14 protein-coding genes are annotated in these 19,623 nt (G+C 37.8%); 12 read left to right on the forward strand and 2 right to left on the reverse strand.

Annotated features, from left to right (window positions below; translation table 11 throughout):
- Positions 1-301 precede the first annotated feature (301 nt).
- From HII30_RS03845 to HII30_RS03895, 11 genes are all read left to right on the forward strand, one after another.
- The gene (locus HII30_RS03845; protein WP_169503710.1) at positions 302-1,189 is read left to right on the forward strand and encodes a DUF4007 family protein; all 888 of its coding nucleotides are present in this window, start codon (positions 302-304) and stop codon (positions 1,187-1,189) included.
- Complete coding sequence (locus HII30_RS03850) at positions 1,128-4,586, forward strand: 2OG-Fe(II) oxygenase family protein (protein WP_169503712.1); 3,459 nt, start codon at positions 1,128-1,130, stop codon at positions 4,584-4,586. The genes HII30_RS03845 and HII30_RS03850 overlap by 62 nt, the downstream gene beginning before the upstream one ends.
- A gap of 22 nt (positions 4,587-4,608) precedes the next feature.
- A complete protein-coding gene (locus HII30_RS03855) occupies positions 4,609-5,400 on the forward strand; it encodes a phosphoadenosine phosphosulfate reductase domain-containing protein (RefSeq protein ID WP_246246092.1) in 792 nt (263 codons plus the stop codon).
- Between the two features lie 496 nt (positions 5,401-5,896).
- Entirely contained in the window at positions 5,897-8,128 is a 2,232-nt protein-coding gene (locus HII30_RS03860) for a DEAD/DEAH box helicase family protein (RefSeq protein ID WP_211184422.1), read from the forward strand.
- A gap of 18 nt (positions 8,129-8,146) precedes the next feature.
- The gene (locus HII30_RS03865; protein ID WP_169503715.1) at positions 8,147-8,311 is read left to right on the forward strand and encodes a hypothetical protein; all 165 of its coding nucleotides are present in this window, start codon (positions 8,147-8,149) and stop codon (positions 8,309-8,311) included.
- Positions 8,302-10,296, forward strand: a complete 1,995-nt coding sequence (locus tag HII30_RS03870) for an AAA family ATPase (RefSeq protein WP_169503716.1) — start codon at positions 8,302-8,304, stop codon at positions 10,294-10,296. The genes HII30_RS03865 and HII30_RS03870 overlap by 10 nt, the downstream gene beginning before the upstream one ends.
- Positions 10,293-10,844 (forward strand): hypothetical protein, encoded by a 552-nt coding sequence (locus HII30_RS03875; RefSeq protein ID WP_211184423.1) that lies wholly within the window; start codon positions 10,293-10,295, stop codon positions 10,842-10,844. The genes HII30_RS03870 and HII30_RS03875 overlap by 4 nt, the downstream gene beginning before the upstream one ends.
- A gap of 25 nt (positions 10,845-10,869) precedes the next feature.
- A complete protein-coding gene (locus HII30_RS03880; protein ID WP_169503717.1) occupies positions 10,870-11,979 on the forward strand; it encodes a sigma-70 family RNA polymerase sigma factor in 1,110 nt (369 codons plus the stop codon).
- A gap of 102 nt (positions 11,980-12,081) precedes the next feature.
- A complete protein-coding gene (locus HII30_RS03885; RefSeq protein ID WP_211184424.1) occupies positions 12,082-13,206 on the forward strand; it encodes a DNA gyrase C-terminal beta-propeller domain-containing protein in 1,125 nt (374 codons plus the stop codon).
- A 465-nt stretch (positions 13,207-13,671) separates the two neighbouring features.
- Entirely contained in the window at positions 13,672-14,046 is a 375-nt protein-coding gene (locus tag HII30_RS03890; RefSeq protein ID WP_169503719.1) for a hypothetical protein, read from the forward strand.
- Positions 14,047-14,055: 9 nt separating this feature from the next.
- Complete coding sequence (locus HII30_RS03895; protein ID WP_169503720.1) at positions 14,056-14,916, forward strand: hypothetical protein; 861 nt, start codon at positions 14,056-14,058, stop codon at positions 14,914-14,916.
- Positions 14,917-16,107: 1,191 nt separating this feature from the next.
- On the opposite strand, the gene HII30_RS03900 is transcribed toward HII30_RS03895, so the two are convergent.
- Together HII30_RS03900 and HII30_RS03905 are read right to left on the reverse strand one after the other, a co-directional pair.
- A complete protein-coding gene (locus HII30_RS03900; protein ID WP_246246093.1) occupies positions 16,108-17,871 on the reverse strand; it encodes a leucine-rich repeat domain-containing protein in 1,764 nt (587 codons plus the stop codon).
- A 325-nt stretch (positions 17,872-18,196) separates the two neighbouring features.
- Positions 18,197-18,394, reverse strand: a complete 198-nt coding sequence (locus tag HII30_RS03905; protein WP_169503722.1) for a hypothetical protein — start codon at positions 18,392-18,394, stop codon at positions 18,197-18,199.
- 164 nt (positions 18,395-18,558) lie between these two features.
- Between HII30_RS03905 and HII30_RS03910 the strand changes: the two genes are divergently transcribed.
- Complete coding sequence (locus HII30_RS03910; RefSeq protein WP_169504067.1) at positions 18,559-19,575, forward strand: GTPase; 1,017 nt, start codon at positions 18,559-18,561, stop codon at positions 19,573-19,575.
- Positions 19,576-19,623: the final 48 nt, after the last annotated feature.

The following is a 19,623-nucleotide window of genomic DNA, read 5'->3' on the forward strand; positions in this document are numbered from 1 at the left end:
ATTTTTAAAATGAAGCCACCGGATCCGCTTTGATCCGAGTGAATCCTGCTGTCTTTACGTCGAAATTAAAATTATGCAAAATGCTCAAGTACTATTTTCAACTGATGTTCGGAAAGCAGGCCATCATAATAATCAATATAAAGGGCTTCTAAATTCGTTTTTACCCTACCATGATCCATTTTCATCCATCCTTTAGCTCGTGAAATTTGTCGTTTATATGTCGAAGTAGATTTATTTATAAAATAGTATATGCTATAATCTGTCTGGAGAAAAGTATCCAGACGGAGAAAGGGATTAAATTATGGGTTACGGCCAACATCAAAGTTTTTATTTAAGGATTAATTGGTTAAGAAAGGCTTTAAAGCATTTGCAGGAAGGTAAGGTTTTTAATAAGGTTGAAGCTCCTGAACAACTAGGTTTAGGTAAAAACATGGTTCAATCATTACGTTATTGGGTTGAAGCAACGGAAGTCGTGCGAATAGAAAAGGCTACACTACATATTTCGGATTTTGGGCAACTATTAAATAGATATGATCGTTTCATCGAACTTAGAGATACTGCAAGTATTATTCATTTGCATCTTACAGATAACAAGGAACCTAGTACTACGTGGTATTGGTATTTTAATCATTGTATTCGAAAGGTTGCTACCAAGGAAGAACTTCTAACTGATTTAATAAGTTGGATAGCTCAGAATGATGTGAAAAAACCCTCTGAGTCATCTCTTAAGAGAGATATTGATTGTTTAGTTAGATTATATTGTGATAAAGAAAGACCGGAAGATCCTGAGGAGGTTATTCAAAGCCCGCTAAACATTCTCGGTTTGGTTGCTGAAGAAAATAAGAATGTAATAAAACGTTCTCCGAGATATTCAGACATAGGGACAGGAGCTTTGTTGTATTCTCTGCTTAGATATAAAGCTGTTCATGGGATATCAGTCCTTTCTGTTGATGAAATAGAGAAGAAAGAATCTCTATGGGGTAAAGTTTATAATTTGCAAAGAAATGAAATAATTAAAGCACTTGAGGAACTAACCGTTCATCCTTATCATAAAATAAGGTTTGATAGAACAAATAGACTCGATACGATACACTTGCCTGATGTTAGTGCTATGAGGTTCCTAGAGGATGAATATAAACGAAATGGAAGGAAAACCTATGTTGACTCAAACTCAATTTTTACATCCTAGTGTAAACATTAGATTTGACTTAGGTCGAGATGAATTTCTTGACCGTTACTTACCAACTCCATCGCATGCAGAATCATTAAAAGGCATTATTAAAGGATTTTTAAACAAGGGTTCACATGCTCATATTATGATTGGATCCTATGGCTCGGGCAAATCATTGCTGACTACCATTATTGCAGGTATTGTTTCTAAAACAATTGAACATAAATCGTATTCTAATTTACTGAGTAGATTTATATCTGTGGACGAAAATAGGGAGACATCCGATTACCTCGAAGCAGTTTATAATCAGCCAATTACGTATATACCAGTCGTTCTAAATGGTAATCAGGGAAGTTTTAGAAAAAATCTAATGATTGCGTTGTATCAAACTTTAGAAGAGCATGGATTTGATTATTCTATGTCTAGCGTAGCATTAGAAATCGAAAGTACAATTGAACTTTGGAAGAATGAGTACGTTGGTGCATACGAATCATTCTTAAGCAGTTTAGATGAGACAAGCTGGAACCTAGAGCAGTTTTTACTATGCGTTAAAAGTTATGATATGAAAGCCATTGGTTGGTTCAAAGAAGTATATACACAACTTACTAATGGTTCGAAGTTGTCGTTGGCATACGAGCGTGATATTGTCACTCAACTTGAGTTTGTACTTCAAGAACTAAAATCAAAAGGATATGGATTATTCATTGTGTACGATGAATTTGGGCGGTTTATGCAAACGCTGGAAAAAAAAGAGACACATGAAGCAATGCATGACCTTCAAGAATTGGCAGAACTCGCAAATAAAGATGACGCTCAGAATCTACATGTTCTCTTTATTTCACATAGAAATATGCGCCAATACGCAATGAAATATCAAAATGAAGATCTTGAAAAGGAATTTCAAAAGATTGAAGAACGGTTTAGTCAATATTATACATTAACAGACCATTCTACATTTGTAAGATTAGCTAATTCGATTACCTCTCAATATAGAATTGGAAGGGATTATGAAGAATACGTAAGTGAATTACGACGATTCAATTTGTTCGACGAGCTTACGTTTTACGAGGTTGAGAATTTGGTAATAAAAGGGGCCTATCCCCTACACCCAGTAACCCTCTTCGTAATGACACATTTAGCTAATCAAGTTGCCCAAAATGAACGTACATTATTTACATTTCTAGAGAGTGACGAACTGGGAGGGCTAGTTTACCAGTATCAGAAAGATAAGGACTGGTACAGGGTCGATTCATTATTCGACTACTTTGAGCCTTCAATTGGGGATTTTGAAAAAGAGTCACTAGTAGGGCACTCATATGCATTGTTTCAAAGATTACAAAAAAAGCTGCATACCCTAGATACACGGGCTAATGAGTTAAAAGTGTTAAAACTGTTATCATTATGGAATATTGCTGGACTTAATGTTAAACAGTTGCCTACAGAAGAGCTGATTGCCTTTGCGTTATCATGGAGTATAGAAGATGTCTCTTTAGTCATGAAATCTCTATCTGAGAAAAAAGTGGTGCGTTTAAATCATAGGGATGGATATTGGGAATTATTTGAAGGTAGCTCTATAGACACAGAATTTGAAATAAATCAAAGAATAAAAAAACTTATATTAAGTAATAGAGATAGAATGACGTTGCTAGGTGAGACGCTTTTGCAACGATTCATATTGTCTAAAGATTACAATGATATGAGGTCGATGACCCGATTTGCTGCAGTTCAACCAGTGTTATACTCCGAAATAATAAATAATGAAATAACTATCGAGCAGTTGAAAACACTGAGTGATTCAGATGCGGTAATTTTATTGGTAGTAAATAAATCTCACACAACTGAAAAAGAAATAATGGCTCTAAGGAATTTATGTAAAGATGAAGAAAGAGCTATCGTTACAGTTTCAAAACTTACCGAGAGTGAGATAAATGATCTCATTAATAAACTGTCAGTTGTTAAGCAGCTACAAAAAGATCAGTATTTCTTAAGCCAGGATTCTTATCTCCATGATGAACTAGAAAGAATGTATACTGATTTGGTTTATGCATTAAATTCCAGATTAGATTTAGAGTCGCTTTTTACCGAAGGCTATTGGCTTTATAATGGTGAAAATATAGAAATAGGTAGTTCTGTTGAACTTAATAAGTATTTATCAGGTGTATTTCACCAGGTTTACAGTGAAACGCCGATTTTTCGAAACGAAGCCTTTAATAGGAGGAGTGTTTCGAAGATACAAAGAAATAGTGCCATCCAAGTTGTTAATAGACTGCTTAAATCTAATGGTGACATCAATTTTGATGGTAATGGTCCAGATGCATTTATTTATAAAACAATTATTATGAATACCGGAATTAACTGTGATAATCCTGACTCAATAGCTAATCCTCAGCTAAGAAAATTAAGAGATGAGGTTCTAGCTGTTTTAGCTAAACGGAAAGGTAAGCTAGAGGAACTAATAGATGTATTTATCTGTAAACCTTTTGGCATTAGGCGACCCCTTATTCCTTTGCTTCTAGTTTCATTATTTAAACAAGAGTGGAAACACATAATGTTTTATAATAAAGGTGTTTTTAACTCGGAGGTTAATGGCGAACTTATTTATTTAATGATCGAGAATCCCGAAGATTATACATTCACTTATCATCCTTACGAGAAAAAGTACCAAGTGTTAGTTAATAAGGTTGAGGAAATCTACATGGGCTTCATAGAAACATCAGAGCGTGTATTACATCCTGCAGTTTATACAAATAAAATTTTGCTAAGGTGGCTGCGTTCCCTACCGCGGCTAACTCAAAATACAAATAATCTAAGTGATAGTGCTAAAAGATTTAGAACCCTAATTCGTAGGGGTGAAATAGAGCCGGATGAATGTTTAGCTGAATTGTTCCAGATGTATAAAAAGAATGACAGCTGTTTTATCGAATTAAAAAACGAATGTGAAACATTTAGCCAGAAACACTCCAATGACATATGTTCTAAGATACTTCTTTCAACCAATACATCCTCATATGTTGATTTAAAAGAGTGGGCTTCTAAAAAGCCGTCGGTAGTAAAAGTAAAAAATGATTTAGTAAAGTCCATTCTTGATTCATCCAGTGAGGGTTGGGTTGAGGACCTATGTAAGAAATTGATAGGAGTTAATCGCGAGAATTGGTCAGATGCAACAGATCAATTGTTTATGAGCCAGATTGAGAGCTACTTAAACAATCTTTCTGAGGAGTCCTATCAGTCATATATTGAAGTTAAACTAGGTGAAGAGGCTCTTGCTGTTCCACAAGTACAACTATCCGATAAATCGCAATTGATACTTAATAATCTGAAACAAGACGTGAAGTTAATGGGCAGAACTGTACCTAAAGAAGAAATACAATCTCTTTTGTTACAATTACTCAAAGAATTTGTACTAGACTCTTAGTATTTAAATGGAGGTCTAACTAATGGAAAGAAGACCAATTCATATAGCAATGTTTAGTGGCGGAGCTGCTAGCGCATATGTAGCCTATTTAATGGTTAATATGCATGGGCAGGAAAACTGTAAATTGTTTTTTACGGACACTCTCTGGGAGCACGAAGATAACAACCGATTTATGCTCGAAGTTGCAGATTACCTTGGTCTAGAAATTATTAAGCGAAGAGATGGTAGAACTCCAGAAGAAGTTTTTGAGGAAACTAGATTCTTGGGGAATTCTAGATTGGCGAAATGTTCATCTCAACTGAAAGTAAGACAGACAGTGATTTATATCGAGGAGCTTAGGGATGAGGGGTATGAACCGATACTATACTTCGGAATTGGTCCACATGAAGCGCATCGAAAAGTAAACTTAGTGGACTTTTATTCACATCAAACAACCGGTACGGTCGAGACCAGGTTTCCTCTCATAGAAGGCAACCTAAGAGACATCGATATTAAAGCCATTATTCAAAATGAATGGAAAATTAAGTTACCACATATGTATGAACTAGGCTTTTCCCATGCAAATTGCGGGGGGAGATGTGTTCGTGGGGGGATGAACCATTATCGTCATCTTTATAACGTCTGGCCAGATAAGTATCTCGCGCAAGAACAGATGGAAAATAGGTTCAGAGAGAACCTAGGTGACTTTACTATTCTTAAAAGAAAAGGAGAACCACTTACATTAGAGCAATTTCGCATGGAAATAGAGGGTGTGTACCCAAGTAATTTGGATGAAGAAGAAAATGATTTACCATGTGTTTGTGTGTTTACTTAAAAGTAACATTGAGTCGGTCATAAGACCGACTCTTTTTGCGCATTTTTTATGTGCAAGAAGGAATCGAAATACCTATGTCGAATACTGTTCATAATTGTAATTTTTAGATGCAATTTAAAAAACATTGGGGGTACAATGGGTAGGGAGTATGAATATAGCGGCTTGAGTAGTATGTTTGAACCCGTATTAAAGTTTTATTGGAAGATCAAAAAAGGGATCTTAGGACCTACTTCTTTTCAAAATTATTTGATTGCGCGCGATTTTCCAAAAGTAGCGGCCCTAGCTGCAATCTCGATTGACTCGCTTGAGCGATTGCACGGTTCGTTGAGAAATAGTAGCGCCATAATATTTATATTTAGGAAAATCGTCCGATAAAGGACACAGTTCGCTGTTGCTAAGATTTCAGGAAAGTTAGATGATTTTTTTATCATAGAATTGTTATTAAGATAAGATATATTGCTAACGAGGTGACTAAATGCTACTTAGTGATGTGATCTTGAAAAAAGAATATCGCTCTTTTACAGATGATATTGTAAACTCTTTCTATTTACCATTGCTGAAGAGAGCTAACTTGTACCAAAGAGCAGTAGGCTTTTTTTCTTCATCGGCCCTTATTGAATTATCATTTGGTCTTACGGAGTTACTCAAGAATGGCGGTAAAATTCAGCTGATTGCTTCGCCACGTCTTCAAGAGGATGACATCATTGCTATTGAAAAGGGATATGAGGAACGGAAAAGTGTGATAGAAAAAGCAATTATGACATCGTTTTCCGAACCAAAAAACTACTTCGAAGCAGAACGTCTTAGCATTCTAGCAAATCTAATTGCAGACGGTAGATTAGATATTAAAATAGCTTTATTGGAGGAAAATGGAATTCTAGGTATTTATCATGAAAAGCTAGGGCTTATCTATGATTATAGTGGTAATTGTGTTGTCTTTACTGGTTCCTTAAACGAAACAAGTACTGCATTTTCACATAACTATGAGACAATAGATGTGTTTTGCTCTTGGACAGAAGACGCGGATCGAGTTAGCGTCAAATGTAAAGCATTTAACTCATTATGGAATAATGAAGTTAAGAAGATGGAAATACTTGATTTTCCCATTATCGCAAAAGAAAAACTTCAGTCATATAAAAAAGAAACAATTGATTTTGAACTTGACAATAAGGAATATCCCAAAACAGAAAGTGTACCTACCCCTCATTACGAGCCATCCTTTACTAAAGGATTTCAGTTGCATGATTATCAAAAGGAATATCCCCAAATAGAAAATGTATCTACCCCTCAGTATGGTCCATCCTTTCCTAAAGGGTTCCAGCTGCATGATTATCAGGTAGGAGCAATAAACGAGTGGGAAAGGCATGGTTTTAGAGGGATTTTCGATATGGCAACTGGTACGGGGAAAACTTACACTGGACTAGGTGCTGTTTCTAGGCTGTCTGAAATATTAAACCATGAACTAGCTGTGATCGTTGTATGCCCGTATCAGCATTTGGTTGAGCAATGGGTTGAAGACATTTTGAAGTTTAATATGAAACCCATAATAGGATATAGTGGATCATCCCAAAAAGACTGGAAGCAAAAACTTGATGGGGCTGTAAGAGATCATAAATTAAAAGTAAAAAACAAACGTTTTTTTTGTTTTATATGTACGAACGCAACATTTACTTCTGAATTTGTTCAGTCCACAATACAAAAAGTCAAAGGAAATGTTTTATTAGTAATTGATGAGGCACATAATTTTGGGTCCACTAAATTAAGTTCAATGTTATCCGAAAAGTTTAGTTATCGTCTAGCTTTGTCAGCTACATTGGAACGTCATAACGATACAGAAGGTACAGAGAAGCTTCTAAACTACTTTGGATCCAAATGTATTGAGTACTCTTTAGAGAGGGCGATAAACGAAAAAAAACTCACACCTTATAAGTACTTTCCTATTATAGTGACCCTAAGTGAGAACGAATTAGAAGCTTACACAGTGTTGTCCAATGAGATAAATAAATGCATTATAGTTGGGAAAAATGGAAAAAATAAACTTTCAGAAAAAGGGGAAAGAATAGCATTAAAACGTGCAAGGCTTGTAGCGGCTGCTGTATCTAAATTAGAAATGCTCAAAGAAAAAATAAGACCTTATATTAAAGATAGCTTTCTTTTAGTTTATTGTGGGGCAGCCTCATTGCTAAATGAGGCTGCCGACTATACAGAAGTTGATGAGGACGAAATTAGACAAATTGATGCTGTCACTCGTATGTTGGGTGATGAACTAAATATGAAGGTGTCTCAATTTACATCAAAAGAAGATGTTGAAGAAAGAGAAATCTTAAAGAGAGAATTTGAACAAGGAGAGAATCTTCAAGCATTAATCGCGATTAAATGCTTAGACGAGGGCGTTAACATACCTAAAATTAAAGTAGCCTTTATTCTAGCAAGTACTACAAATCCGAAAGAATATATTCAGAGAAGAGGACGTGTTCTTCGCCTTTCAAAGGGTAAGGATTATGCTGAGATTTATGATTTTGTAACAATTCCTAGAGCGCTTGATGAAGTTTCATCGTTAACGCATGGAGATATGAAAAAAGACTTATCCTTAATTAGAAATGAACTCAAAAGAGTTGAAGAGTTTTCTAGAATAGCAATGAACACAATGGAATCGGATCAAGTTATTCAAGAAATAAAAGAGGCTTACGGACTGAATGAAGAGATTATGGTTGATGACTCGTTATAGAAGGGAAGGGCATGTATCATGAATAGTACGAATGAAATAGAGATTGATGTAAAAAAAGCAGAAAGATTATTGAGGAAGTTAATTCTCATGGAGAAGCAAAATTTAAGAACTAAGCAATTTAATGATGCTGAAATGGTGAAAAAAATCAAAAAGGCTATCGAGGAGGAAGCAGAATGCTACTGAAGCAACTAAAGCTAACAAACTTCCGACAGTTCATTGGTGAGCAGACGGTTGAATTTGCAATCAATGAAGAAAAAAATGTTACGGTTATAATGGGGGAAAATGGGTCGGGTAAAACAACTTTAGCACAAGCATTTACCTGGTGCCTTTTTGGTGATACAGACTTCGAAGATAAAGTAGTGTTTAATCGTTCTTTTGAAAGGAAGATGCTTCCTAATCAAGAGGCAGTAGTAAGAGTAGAACTAAGTTTAGTTCATAATGGCATTGATTACACAATAATAAGAGAGCAGTTACATAAGAAAGATAGTCAAGGCAGACTCAAGGGGAATAATACTACTATAAGTATTGCTTATAAGAGGAATGGACAACAAGAATTTGTAAAATATCTTGAGGTTGATCCTCTTTTGAAGCAAATATTACCTAAAGAACTTTCAAGGTATTTTTTCTTTGACGGTGAACGAATAGGTAACATGAGTAAAGAAATTAAGAAAGGGAAAAGTCAAGATTTTGCAAAGGCTGTTAGAGGGCTGCTAGGTTTAAACGCATTTATTTCTGCGCTTGAACATTTGAAACCTACATCGAAGTATGGAGTAATTGGAAGCTATAATGATAGTTACGATTCGAAGAGTGACCAGAGGATATCGCAGTACACTACAGAAATTGAGAAAGCACAAGAAGAGGTTGATCGGATCGATCTAAGGCTTGATGAAATTAATAATGAAATTGAAAAAGCACAAGAGCAAGCAGATAAAATTAATGCATTGTTACTGACTATGGCAGAAACGGAGAAGCTACAACAAGACAAGATGAAATTGGTTAATTCAATGGGAAAAACGAGGCAGGCACGCTCCTCAGCAATGGGCTCGATTTTAAAACAGTTTAATTCCAATTATTCAACATATTTTGCTAAGTCACTCGTTCTTAGAACCTTAGAAGAACTGTCACAAGCAAGTAAGCTTGATAAAGGTATTCCTGATATGCATGCACGGACAATAGAATTTTTAATCAAACGTGCTACTTGTGTGTGTGGCGCAAAAATTGAGTTTGGTAACGATGCCTATAAAGAATTGAATAAAGCGTTGGAGTATTTGCCCCCGCAGTCAATTGGCATGTCCATCAATCAATTCGTTGTGGAGTCGGAACTGAAAATCAAATCATCTAACAACCTTTTTGAAAGCATTACTGATCAGTATAAGGCAATTAGGGACTATGAAAGTGAGCTTGAACAATGCACTGCTGATATTCAGTTGATTGAAAAACAAATCGGTGACACTAAACGCATAGGTCATCTCCAGCAAGATCTGTCACGGTATGAAAAGATCAAAAGAGATCGTATTAATGAGCTAAAAGAAATTAATCAAAGAAAAGGCTCTTTACAAACAACTAGAGATCGCTTTATATCAGAAAGAGCAGAGTTAACATTGCGTGACGAGAAAAATAAAAAAATTGAGATTTATAAGGCATATGCACAATTTATGTATGACGAATTAAACAAAGTCTATAAAAAGAATGAAGATGAAACTCGCCAAAAGCTCGAAAGGTATGTTAATGAAATTTTTAGAAGCATTTACCAAGGTGGCATGTCGATAACTGTTGATGAGCGTTATAACATCCAAGTGTTAGTAGAGGATGAAAATGGCTATAGTGATGACGTTGAAACATCAACGGCACAGAGTATTTCGGTGATTTTTGCCTTTATTTCTGGAATCATCAAGATGGCTCGAGAGAACGGTAGTCAACAAGATGGTGAGAACAAACTGTTGGATTCCGAACCGTACCCATTAGTTATGGATGCTCCTTTATCTGCATTTGATCGTCGTAGAATTAAATCGGTGTGCGATGCCTTGCCTAAAATTGCAGAGCAAGTAATTATTTTTATTAAGGATACAGATGGCGAGCTTGCTGAAGAATATATGGGAGCTATGGTTGGAAAAAGGTATCTCTTTAGTAAGAAGAATGAATTCGAAACATATTTGATACCGAGGTGAAGAAAATGCTATTTCAAAAAGAGTATTCTTTTCGGGGTACACATGCTGATAAGGTGAACAGACTCACATCTCAATTTGATAGTGATGCATCGTTTAAATTATTTTCTCGCAATATAGATGTTTATGTACTTGCCCCAATCATTGGATTTTTGTATGGAAGAAAGTCACCTCAGGATCGAAAGGGTAGTGATACTACTACTAAAATCTTCACTGATCAGCTAATTAGAGAAGAAACAATCATGAAGTATAACTATCAACTAATATTATTATTGGACAAAAAACATGAACCTTCGTTCGATGAAAGGATTAATAAAGCATTTCGTTATTACGGAAATAACAGCCCCGAAACTCTTACCGATGAGGAGTTATATGATCAATATGTACTTGGTGGAATTGAACTACTCTATGAAAAATTAATTGAAAATGCTACAAATACTGAGGACTATTTAAACAATTTGTATGATTTTATTGAGGAATTTAACGAAAGGTACAACGAAACCATCTCTGACGAAAAGATTTTAGATTTATGTGCTCTAGCTCGAAGTTAATACTTAACTGTGAAGTGGTGTTTTTATGGATGCAGGATTAATAAAAGGAAAAATTATATCACAATTATCTATCTTAGCAGTTAAAAAGGGATTTGTTACATTTGACGAAGTTATAAAAGTAACTGATTCTTATGACTTGCCAATTGATGAAGTTGAAAGAGTCTGTGAGCAAGTAATGTCGGAAGGCATTATTCTTAGAGAAGAGAATGAAACTGATGGCGCACTTACAGTAGAAGTCACCCAGCCGACTTTTGACAAGACAAAATTAAATTATGATGCTATTTATAACCGTGTTATTACAGTTGATAAATCGTTAACAAATTACGTTAGAAGATTAAAGAATATAGTTCCTCCTCAATATAAGGAGGAATTTAATCTTATTTATCACGCGAAAGAAGGCAACCCATACGCACGTGAGAGACTAATTTCCATGTACCTCAAGGTAGCATTAAGAATTGCTTTATGGCATCATGAAAAATTTGGTTTTAATTTAGATGAAACATTGCAAGATGCTAACATTGGACTGTTGTTAGCTCTTGATAAAATTCCACTAGAGAAAAATAATCGATATTCAACGTATGCTCCTTGGTGGATTAGACAATACATTGGACGTAAATCTCAATCGATATGCAAAATGTTTTATACTGTACCTGTTCATGTAAATGAAAAGCTCATTCCGATATTAATTATTAAAAGGAAGCATGAGTGTACTGGTTGTTCTGGTGACAAATACTGTCATCTATTGATAGAACAGGTTTGTGTTGAACTTTCCTTAAATAAAGATGATGCTATATCAAGCCTTAATCTCTTGAGTGAACCCTTAAGCGTTGAATATTTATCTGATATTGAAGATTTTACTCTGTCGGATGACGGGCAAAGTATTGAAAGAGTTATTGAAAAGCTTGGAAGAGAGGCATTGAAAGAGCAAGTCAAAGAAGTATTGGCTATGCTCAAAGACAAGGAACAAAAAGTTCTGGAACTGCGCTATGGGTTGGTTGATAGTAACCCCAAGACCCTAGAGGAAGTTGGAGCAATATTTGGTGTTACGAGAGAGCGAATTCGTCAAATTGAGTCGAAAGCTTTTGAGAAGATTCGGAAACTAGATTCAGCAAAAAAACTGATGTTTGAGGTGTAGTATAAGATACCTTTCATTTAATGCTTTAATTTGATCAAGGTTGATTTTTTAAATGAGGGAGCTAAGTTAGAGTAGATGATTGTAGATAACATATTAAATGTCTTGACTAAGTTGTACAACTCTGTTGGCTATTTGACTACGGAAGATATTCTATTAGTCTCGGAGAAAAAAAACTTAACGTTAGAAGAAGTAGATATTTTATTCGAGCGAATAATTTCATATGGAATTGTAATTCTGGACACTGCCCCAGATACAATTGATGAAAGCTCGATTCCAGTTGAGGATGTAGTAATCACAATATCCCATAGGGGTTATATTTTACGTATACCGCTTGCTTCATATAACACCCAGAGGCGTGGTGGGCGAGGGGTGTCAATGATTGAAGCCCGAGCGAACGGATTCGTTGATCAAATGTATGTTAATTTATCTCATGACTATCTGTTGTTTTTTACGAATCATGGAAGAATACACAAAATAAAAACATATGAAATTCCGGAGTCTAGGCGTTTAGGCAAAGGTAAGCTTATTAATGAACTACTTCAACTTGTGCCTAATGAGACTATATCCCACATGATTCCCATCTCGTCAATGGCAGTTAATGAAATAATGGGGCGAAATCTAGTTTTTGCAACTCGCCAAGGAATGGTAAAGAGAAACGCTCTGTTTGACTACTTAAACATACCTAAGACTGGAATTAAAGCTTTAAGCCTTCGCAATGACGATGAATTAGTAAGTGTCTGTCTAACAGATGGTAATCAAGATATCATTATGGCTACTCATAAAGGCATGTCTATTCGTTTCTCTGAAGCAGATGTACGCACCATGAAGCGCGATACAACAGGTATTATAGGTATTCAATTAAGTGAAAATGACTGGGTAGTCAGTATGGACACAGTTAGCGAAAAAAACTCCATTCTAGACACAATCCTAGTCATTACGATATTGGGGTATGGGAAGAAAACATCAATCCATGAATACAGAAAACAGGTGCGTGGCGGTAAGGGGTTTACTAGCCTGAATTGTACAGATAAAAATGGTTGGGTTGCTGGACTGCGAGTCGTTAATGAAGATAAAGAAATTCTAATAGTTACTAAGCTAGGTGTGACGCTTCGTACTTCCGTTGCAGAAATTGCTGAAATGGGGAGAAATGCGCAAGGAGTGAGGTTAATTAACCTTCATGAACAAGATGAGGTTGTGGCGGTAACACAAGTTACCCGTAGACAGTAAATACAGAGTGGAATTGAAATTTAAAATATTAATACGAGTAGGCGATAGATGCTTCTGTCATCAGCATGATGCTGGCGCAAAAGGAGGCCAGACAAACATGTAATCGGACGATCCCGAGGAGTTATAGCAACAAAATGCATGCAGTGATCGATGCCTTAGGATGTTTACTTTGTAGTCTTCCTTCCCCGGAAACACGCATGATAGTGTGATCGGGTACGAGATGCTTCAGTATATAGACTTGACCGATAAGCTAGTTATCGCAGATCGAGGAGATGATTCGAATCGGACCCTCGATCTGCTGCAAGAACACAAGCCTTAACGGTTACCCCACCCTGCCCTGTACCTTCGCGGCCTTTTTATCCTGGCTTCTAGGCTAAATCTCGCTTACTTAAGTTTGAAGACACGCTTTAATAGAATATGATTAAAAAATAGTAAATAATAATATACTTATAATGGAGATAGCCAATGAAAACTCAAAAATTTCCTAATAATCAAGTTGTGGTAAGGGGAGGAGAAAGTTCGCCTGAGACTTTAAAAAAAGCTTGCGCAAAAGATGTTAGAAATAAGCGGGGACATATTTCAGCAAGATCAATCTTAAAAAACAGAAGAGTGGATTTTTTAGCCGAAAGTTCTCCGTTTCCCAATGGAACTATCAGCTTTATATCAGTAGGGGAAGTGCGTGGTTTGATTAATATTCAGGATCATTGGGATGTAATTGATGACCCGAGTTCATCTCCTAACCATGTAGCAATATTATGCCCGTATGATCAATTAACGGATAAACAAGCGGCGGACTTATCTGAAAATTTTATGTTGTTAACAAATTATTGGAGAAAGTGATGAACCAAAATGGATAAAGACATTATAATTCCAATTGATTTTAATCAGCTATATCCTGAAACTATGCATCCATTGATATCTGAGGAAGATGTTGTTCTATTTGCTCTAACAGAGGGTATGATAGTTAAAGTTAAGCAGGGCAATGATCAGTGGAAAGGTATTATAAATTGTGATTCTAACTTACATTTATGTTTTGTAGTAATACAAGAGGGAACTTATCAAGACTTAACCTTCCCAGAAGGGCTATCATTTACAAATAAAGAGGGGTATAAAAATCATATTATTTGGCTAGAAGAGAATCTCATGCCCAATAGGTTATGGTTATTCAATAATTTTATTAAATTAGCTCAAGAAAATTACTTGCAAGTAACCGATGTAACTCACTCCGATAGATTAATCCAAAATCCAAATTCACTTCAGCAAATTTCACAAATAATTAAGAGTAGTGTATTGGAAATACTTAATAATAGCGCTAATGTGAAACCAAGAGCAAATATACGAAATACATTAATTGATGAGAATGAGATATTAAATTCCTACATTTGGTTTACGCAGGCAACTGGGATTGAAATAAAGGAGATTCCTAAAGGCATCTATGATCTAATGCTGGACGTAAGTTTATATTTTTCAAAGGTTATTAAATATAACAATGATGTTGATTGGATATTCTTTGATGATAAGCTTTGGCTGAAAGGTGATTGTATACAACCTGATAATTCTTTTTTAGTCCCATTCAAATTTGGTTTTGTCCAGGAAAATGTAATTAATCCATTTGGTCTAGTTCTATTGTATTTTTTAGATATATTTTATAAAGGAGAAGAATACGAATTCACGTTGGAAAAATTATATCATTGGGTTATTAGACGTTAATTGAAGAGATAATACTGTCAAAGTATATAATTCACCATGAGGAATTAGGGATGAAGTTGCAAACAAACGGAATTATGTTCAAATCTAGAATGTCCTTATAAATCAGGACTTTGACGTGCAGCGGCGACCCAATAGCCTGTGTTCCCTCATCAACTATTATATTTTTGTAAGTACATTGAAGTCAAAATGTTACTTGCCGTAAAACTGCCGTAAAAATTCCAGGCAAAGTATAGTAATGAACAAGAATACCAAGAAAACCGACTGCAAGAACATTGATTCTATACGATATTAAGCGACTATAACAGATGCCGCGGAAACGAGGTCGCCTCCCGCATACGGTGCATGTTGAATCGGTGGCTTTGTTGGTGAAGGGTGGTTTGTAAATAGCACTCAAAGTCTGCCCAAAGCCTAAATAGTCTGCCTAAAGCATAAAAAGTTTGCCTAAGAGCCGAATGAAATTCAGGATCTACTCCTGTTTTCCTTCGGCTTTTTCTTGATTCAGGGGGAGAGGGATTAGGGGGAAGGAAAAAGCTTAAACCAATCAAAATCCTTGTTTTATCAGGCCTTTTCTCGATTCCTCTATCCATCATTTTCTTTAACTGAAGCCCCGCGACCCTTTCTTTTCCTCTTGCCTTTAGGCAAACTTTAATTGCATTTTTGGCTCCGATTTTCCCCGAATATGACTCTGTTTTTCTCCTGTTCTAATGCAAACTTTAATTGCTCGAAGGAATTGGGGTTAGAGGGGAGGAAAGGCTGGGAAGCCTTGTGGCTCTAAGGCGGAGAGGGTGAAGGGAAAGGTGACATGCGTGAGTAAACTATTTAGGACTTTCACACTAAACACAAACCCAAGGGGTTCGAGAATGTATACACGATTCTCGAACCCCTTCTGTTCAATACCATCCCATATTTTTGTATTTGGCAATCGAAAAGTGCCGAGTTTTGCAATGATGTTTTGAATCAAAATACAGCAAAAAGTAATTTTATACGTAGGTTTGACATGGAGCCTCTATGGGCATGATTCCTTGCGAAAGGGCGAAGCCACAAGCTTCGCAGAGGCTAGCCAGCCTATCATGCCCACCTCTCCATGTAAAACCAGTTTTGCTAGGCTGAATCAAATTTGGCTGCAAAACTGAGCACTTTCACTTTGCAACATACACATATTTTGCGAGTGATCCTGGTGTCAGCCGTCATTCAATACACCCGCACACCCGTGCCAAGCACGGATCTGTTCTGCACGGAATTACCAGACAGATATACCTTTTGCAGATTAGGCAGCTGGCTTAGAGTCGCTATATTGGAAATGGCGTTGTTCTCGAGATGAAGCTCTTCTATGGCCTGCCAGTTACTCATGAATTCGAGAGAAGCCAAATTGCTGTCTTGCAGCGTGAAGGATCGTAGAGCGGACAGTTTGGCAAAGTATGGCATCATTTGATCTTCCATAACAGAGGTGTTGTTTATGCTCAAATAGGGCTGCTCTAAGGTCAAATGTTCAAGTGCACTGTTGTCCGCGGCCGCCTTTTGTTTAAAGTTCAGCCTGCATTCGGAGCATAGTAGAGATGTCACCTGCTTCAAGCGAAATAAGGCATCGCTTTCTTGGAACAGGGACGAGTCGTAAATGTGTAGGGTCTCCAGGCCGGACAAGTCGTCCAGCGCGGCAAGACGGGTGATTTCATCGATCTCCCAGAGGGAGAGCTGCTTCAGCTTCGGGAATTTACCCAGCGCCGCCAAATCTAATTCACCGCTTCCGCCGCGGAGCGTTAGGTTGGTTGCGGCGGGTGCTTTCAGTCCCGGAAGAAAGGGTCTCGGTATTTCAACGGACACGACATCAGGTAATGTCAGCGCTTCTTCCTCCTCGTAGTAACCGGACAACGTTAATTCCCGCAGAGAGGGCAGACTGTTTATAGCTTTTACCGAGCCAAGCTGACTGAGCGAAGCCAGGCGCAGTGTAGTGATGGAGTTTTTGCCGCTCAAGGGATCCAGGCTGGAAAAGTTCACATTTTCGAGATCCAGCGTTTGTAGAGCCGGCATATTTTGGACGAAGTCGATGGACTTTACATTCGCTAAATAGGATAACTTGAGTTCCTGAAGCTGGGTCAAGGCGTACAACGGCTGCAGGTCTGTGACTTCACTGTGCTGTATGGACAAGGATGACAGTCCGGTCATGGACGACAACCAACCGAGTTCATCGACAAAGGTGAGCGACAGGGACTTGAGCGGCAGTTGATTCAGCAGAAAGAAATCCGTTATCGACTCATCCACATAGGTAATGGATAAAGAGCTCAGATTAGGGAACTCAAGCAGCAGGGCCAATTCCTGATTGCTGCGAAGCTGCGTGGTAAGCTCCGTTATGCTTGCCTTGTCGCCAAAGTAGCCCGCAAATGTACGAAAGGATTCGTTAAATGCGCCTCCATAACTTTTTAATCCGGGCATATGGGCGAGCGTGGTTCGGTCTGTCTGGGAAATTTCATAGGTGTTGGTCAGATCCAATGCCGTCAGTCCCTTAAACGCCTCAAAATCCCGCTGATCAATCCGCTGGCTGTTCAGCTTCTTGTCCTCCGTAACATAGGTGATCTTCTCGGCCTGTTCATCACTGAAAGGGTCGGAGAGGCTATATGTAAACGTCCACTGATCATTCTCTGAATACTGTACGGTCAAATAGCGAATGCTAGCCAATTCCTCCTCTGTCGGCAAGGCAGACCCTTTATCGAAGATATCTCGCAGAAATGAGAGCAGAACCTCGCTTTCGGGCATCTTTCGCACAGGCAGATTGGCTTCTGTTTTTGAATAGGTGGAGCTGGTGCTGGAATATAAATAAGTACCGATGGCGCCCATTAGGACTAACATCAGGATCAGCATTAGCTTTACGGAGGCGCTCTGCTTCGGCGGTGTTTTAGGGGGCGTTCCGTGGTAATGATTGATGGTCTGGTCAACGTAATAGACATGATTTTGCTTCAATAAAAGCTCTGTTTCACAATAGGGACACTTTAAAATCTTATCCTCTTTATATTCAATTTTTCCGTTGCAATTGGGACAGTTTAACGGGATAAACGCCACGAATGTCCCTCCTTCATTATGATGGTCATAGGATCACACTGAATGGTCATCTGGCTCCATTATACCTTGTATAAGCTTCTCTCTGGTAAATAAATCAAATTTGAATTGCATACGTTTGATGAGAGATTAAAGTTTTACATAGAGAAGGAGCAGGGACATCCTGCTATCGCATGGTATTCTCGCCCGTGTGGCGTTATCGAAATTAGAAGGTTACGGCAGCTCATACTCATTTATCGTTGGCGTCGGTTTTAATTGAACCAGCATATATCAATGCTTTCTCATTCAGGTGAATTTGGGGAGCTTGATCTGTTATACGGTTTACATGGCTATATAAAGTAGGATACCTGAGAAAGGCAAGAGTGAGGTCGGTAACGACATAAATAAAACCAACCACAATAATTAATCCTATTATTTTCTTTTTCATATCATCCCTCCTGAGTTATTTAATCCTGTTGATCGTTAACGTATGGATATTATTGATTCGGCTTTGTCATATCGGTTGTATAAATCTTAACAGGTAGTGACCATAAAGGGATTGGTGTTTGTGCGTTGAATTTGAATACAAACCATAATGAATGGAGCCTGACTATGATAGAGCATGGAGAACAGTGGGAAGAGCAGATTAGTAGGGCTGCGGAAGAAGCATATGAGCAAGAAATGGATGAGATTAATCGCCAGCTGGACAAGGAGATTCTTATTGCTCTGATCGGTGATGTGAATACCGGGAAATCCTCCACTATTAATCGTATTGTGGGTGAAGAAGTCGCCGGGGTAGGCGCAGAGCCGGGTGAAACGGTTGAGATCGAGCCGTATGAGTATAAGGAGCACCTTTATTTTATCGATACGCCTGGGCTAAATGATGTGAACAAGGACCATTCAGAGATGACTCTGAATTATTATAAGAAGGCAGATATTATTTTGTTTTTCTTGAACGCGGCGGGGACTGTGTTTTCTGAGGTGGAGAAGAAATCTTTTGAGAGAATCCAAAGTGTGAATAAGAACATACTGATTGTGCTCAATAAAATTGATGCTGCGGACGAGATTGATCGATTGGTGGCTAGAATCCGTCAAGAAACAGGCGGACAGTATGAGGTTTCACCGATATCTTCCCGTACGGGTGAGAACTTGGATAAACTGAGACAGAGTATCCTTGAAATTCTCAAAAAAAAAAGTAAGGACATCCTGTTTGCGAAAAGCATAAAAGAGAAATCATCGACAGCCAACGCATGGATCATTAGTGCTTCTGTGTCCGCAGGCGCTGTGGGGGCATCCCCAGTTCCAGGCTCAGACATGATTCCCATAACGGGAATACAGATCGGGCTGCTGACCCGATTAGCCGTGCTTTACGACAGGCCGATATCCAAGGAGACTGCCAAAGAGCTGGTTGTGGCTACGATTGTCGGGAACATTGGCAAGAGCATATTCAGACAAGTGATAAAAATAATCCCGGGTGCTGGATCCGTTGCAGGCGCCTCGGTTGCCGGAGCGATGACGCTAGCACTTGGGTATGCGGTGAAATATGCGTATGAGCATAACGTGGATCTTAATGCAGATAATTTGAAGGATCTTTACAAGCAATTCAGTAAAAAAGATAAATCCGAATAGAGCTATGGGTTAAGATCGGAGATTACATCGCTGTTCGATTCCACGAAG

Source organism: Paenibacillus lemnae, from assembly GCF_012933385.1.
Classification (GTDB): Bacteria; Bacillota; Bacilli; order Paenibacillales; family Paenibacillaceae; genus Paenibacillus_AQ; species Paenibacillus_AQ lemnae.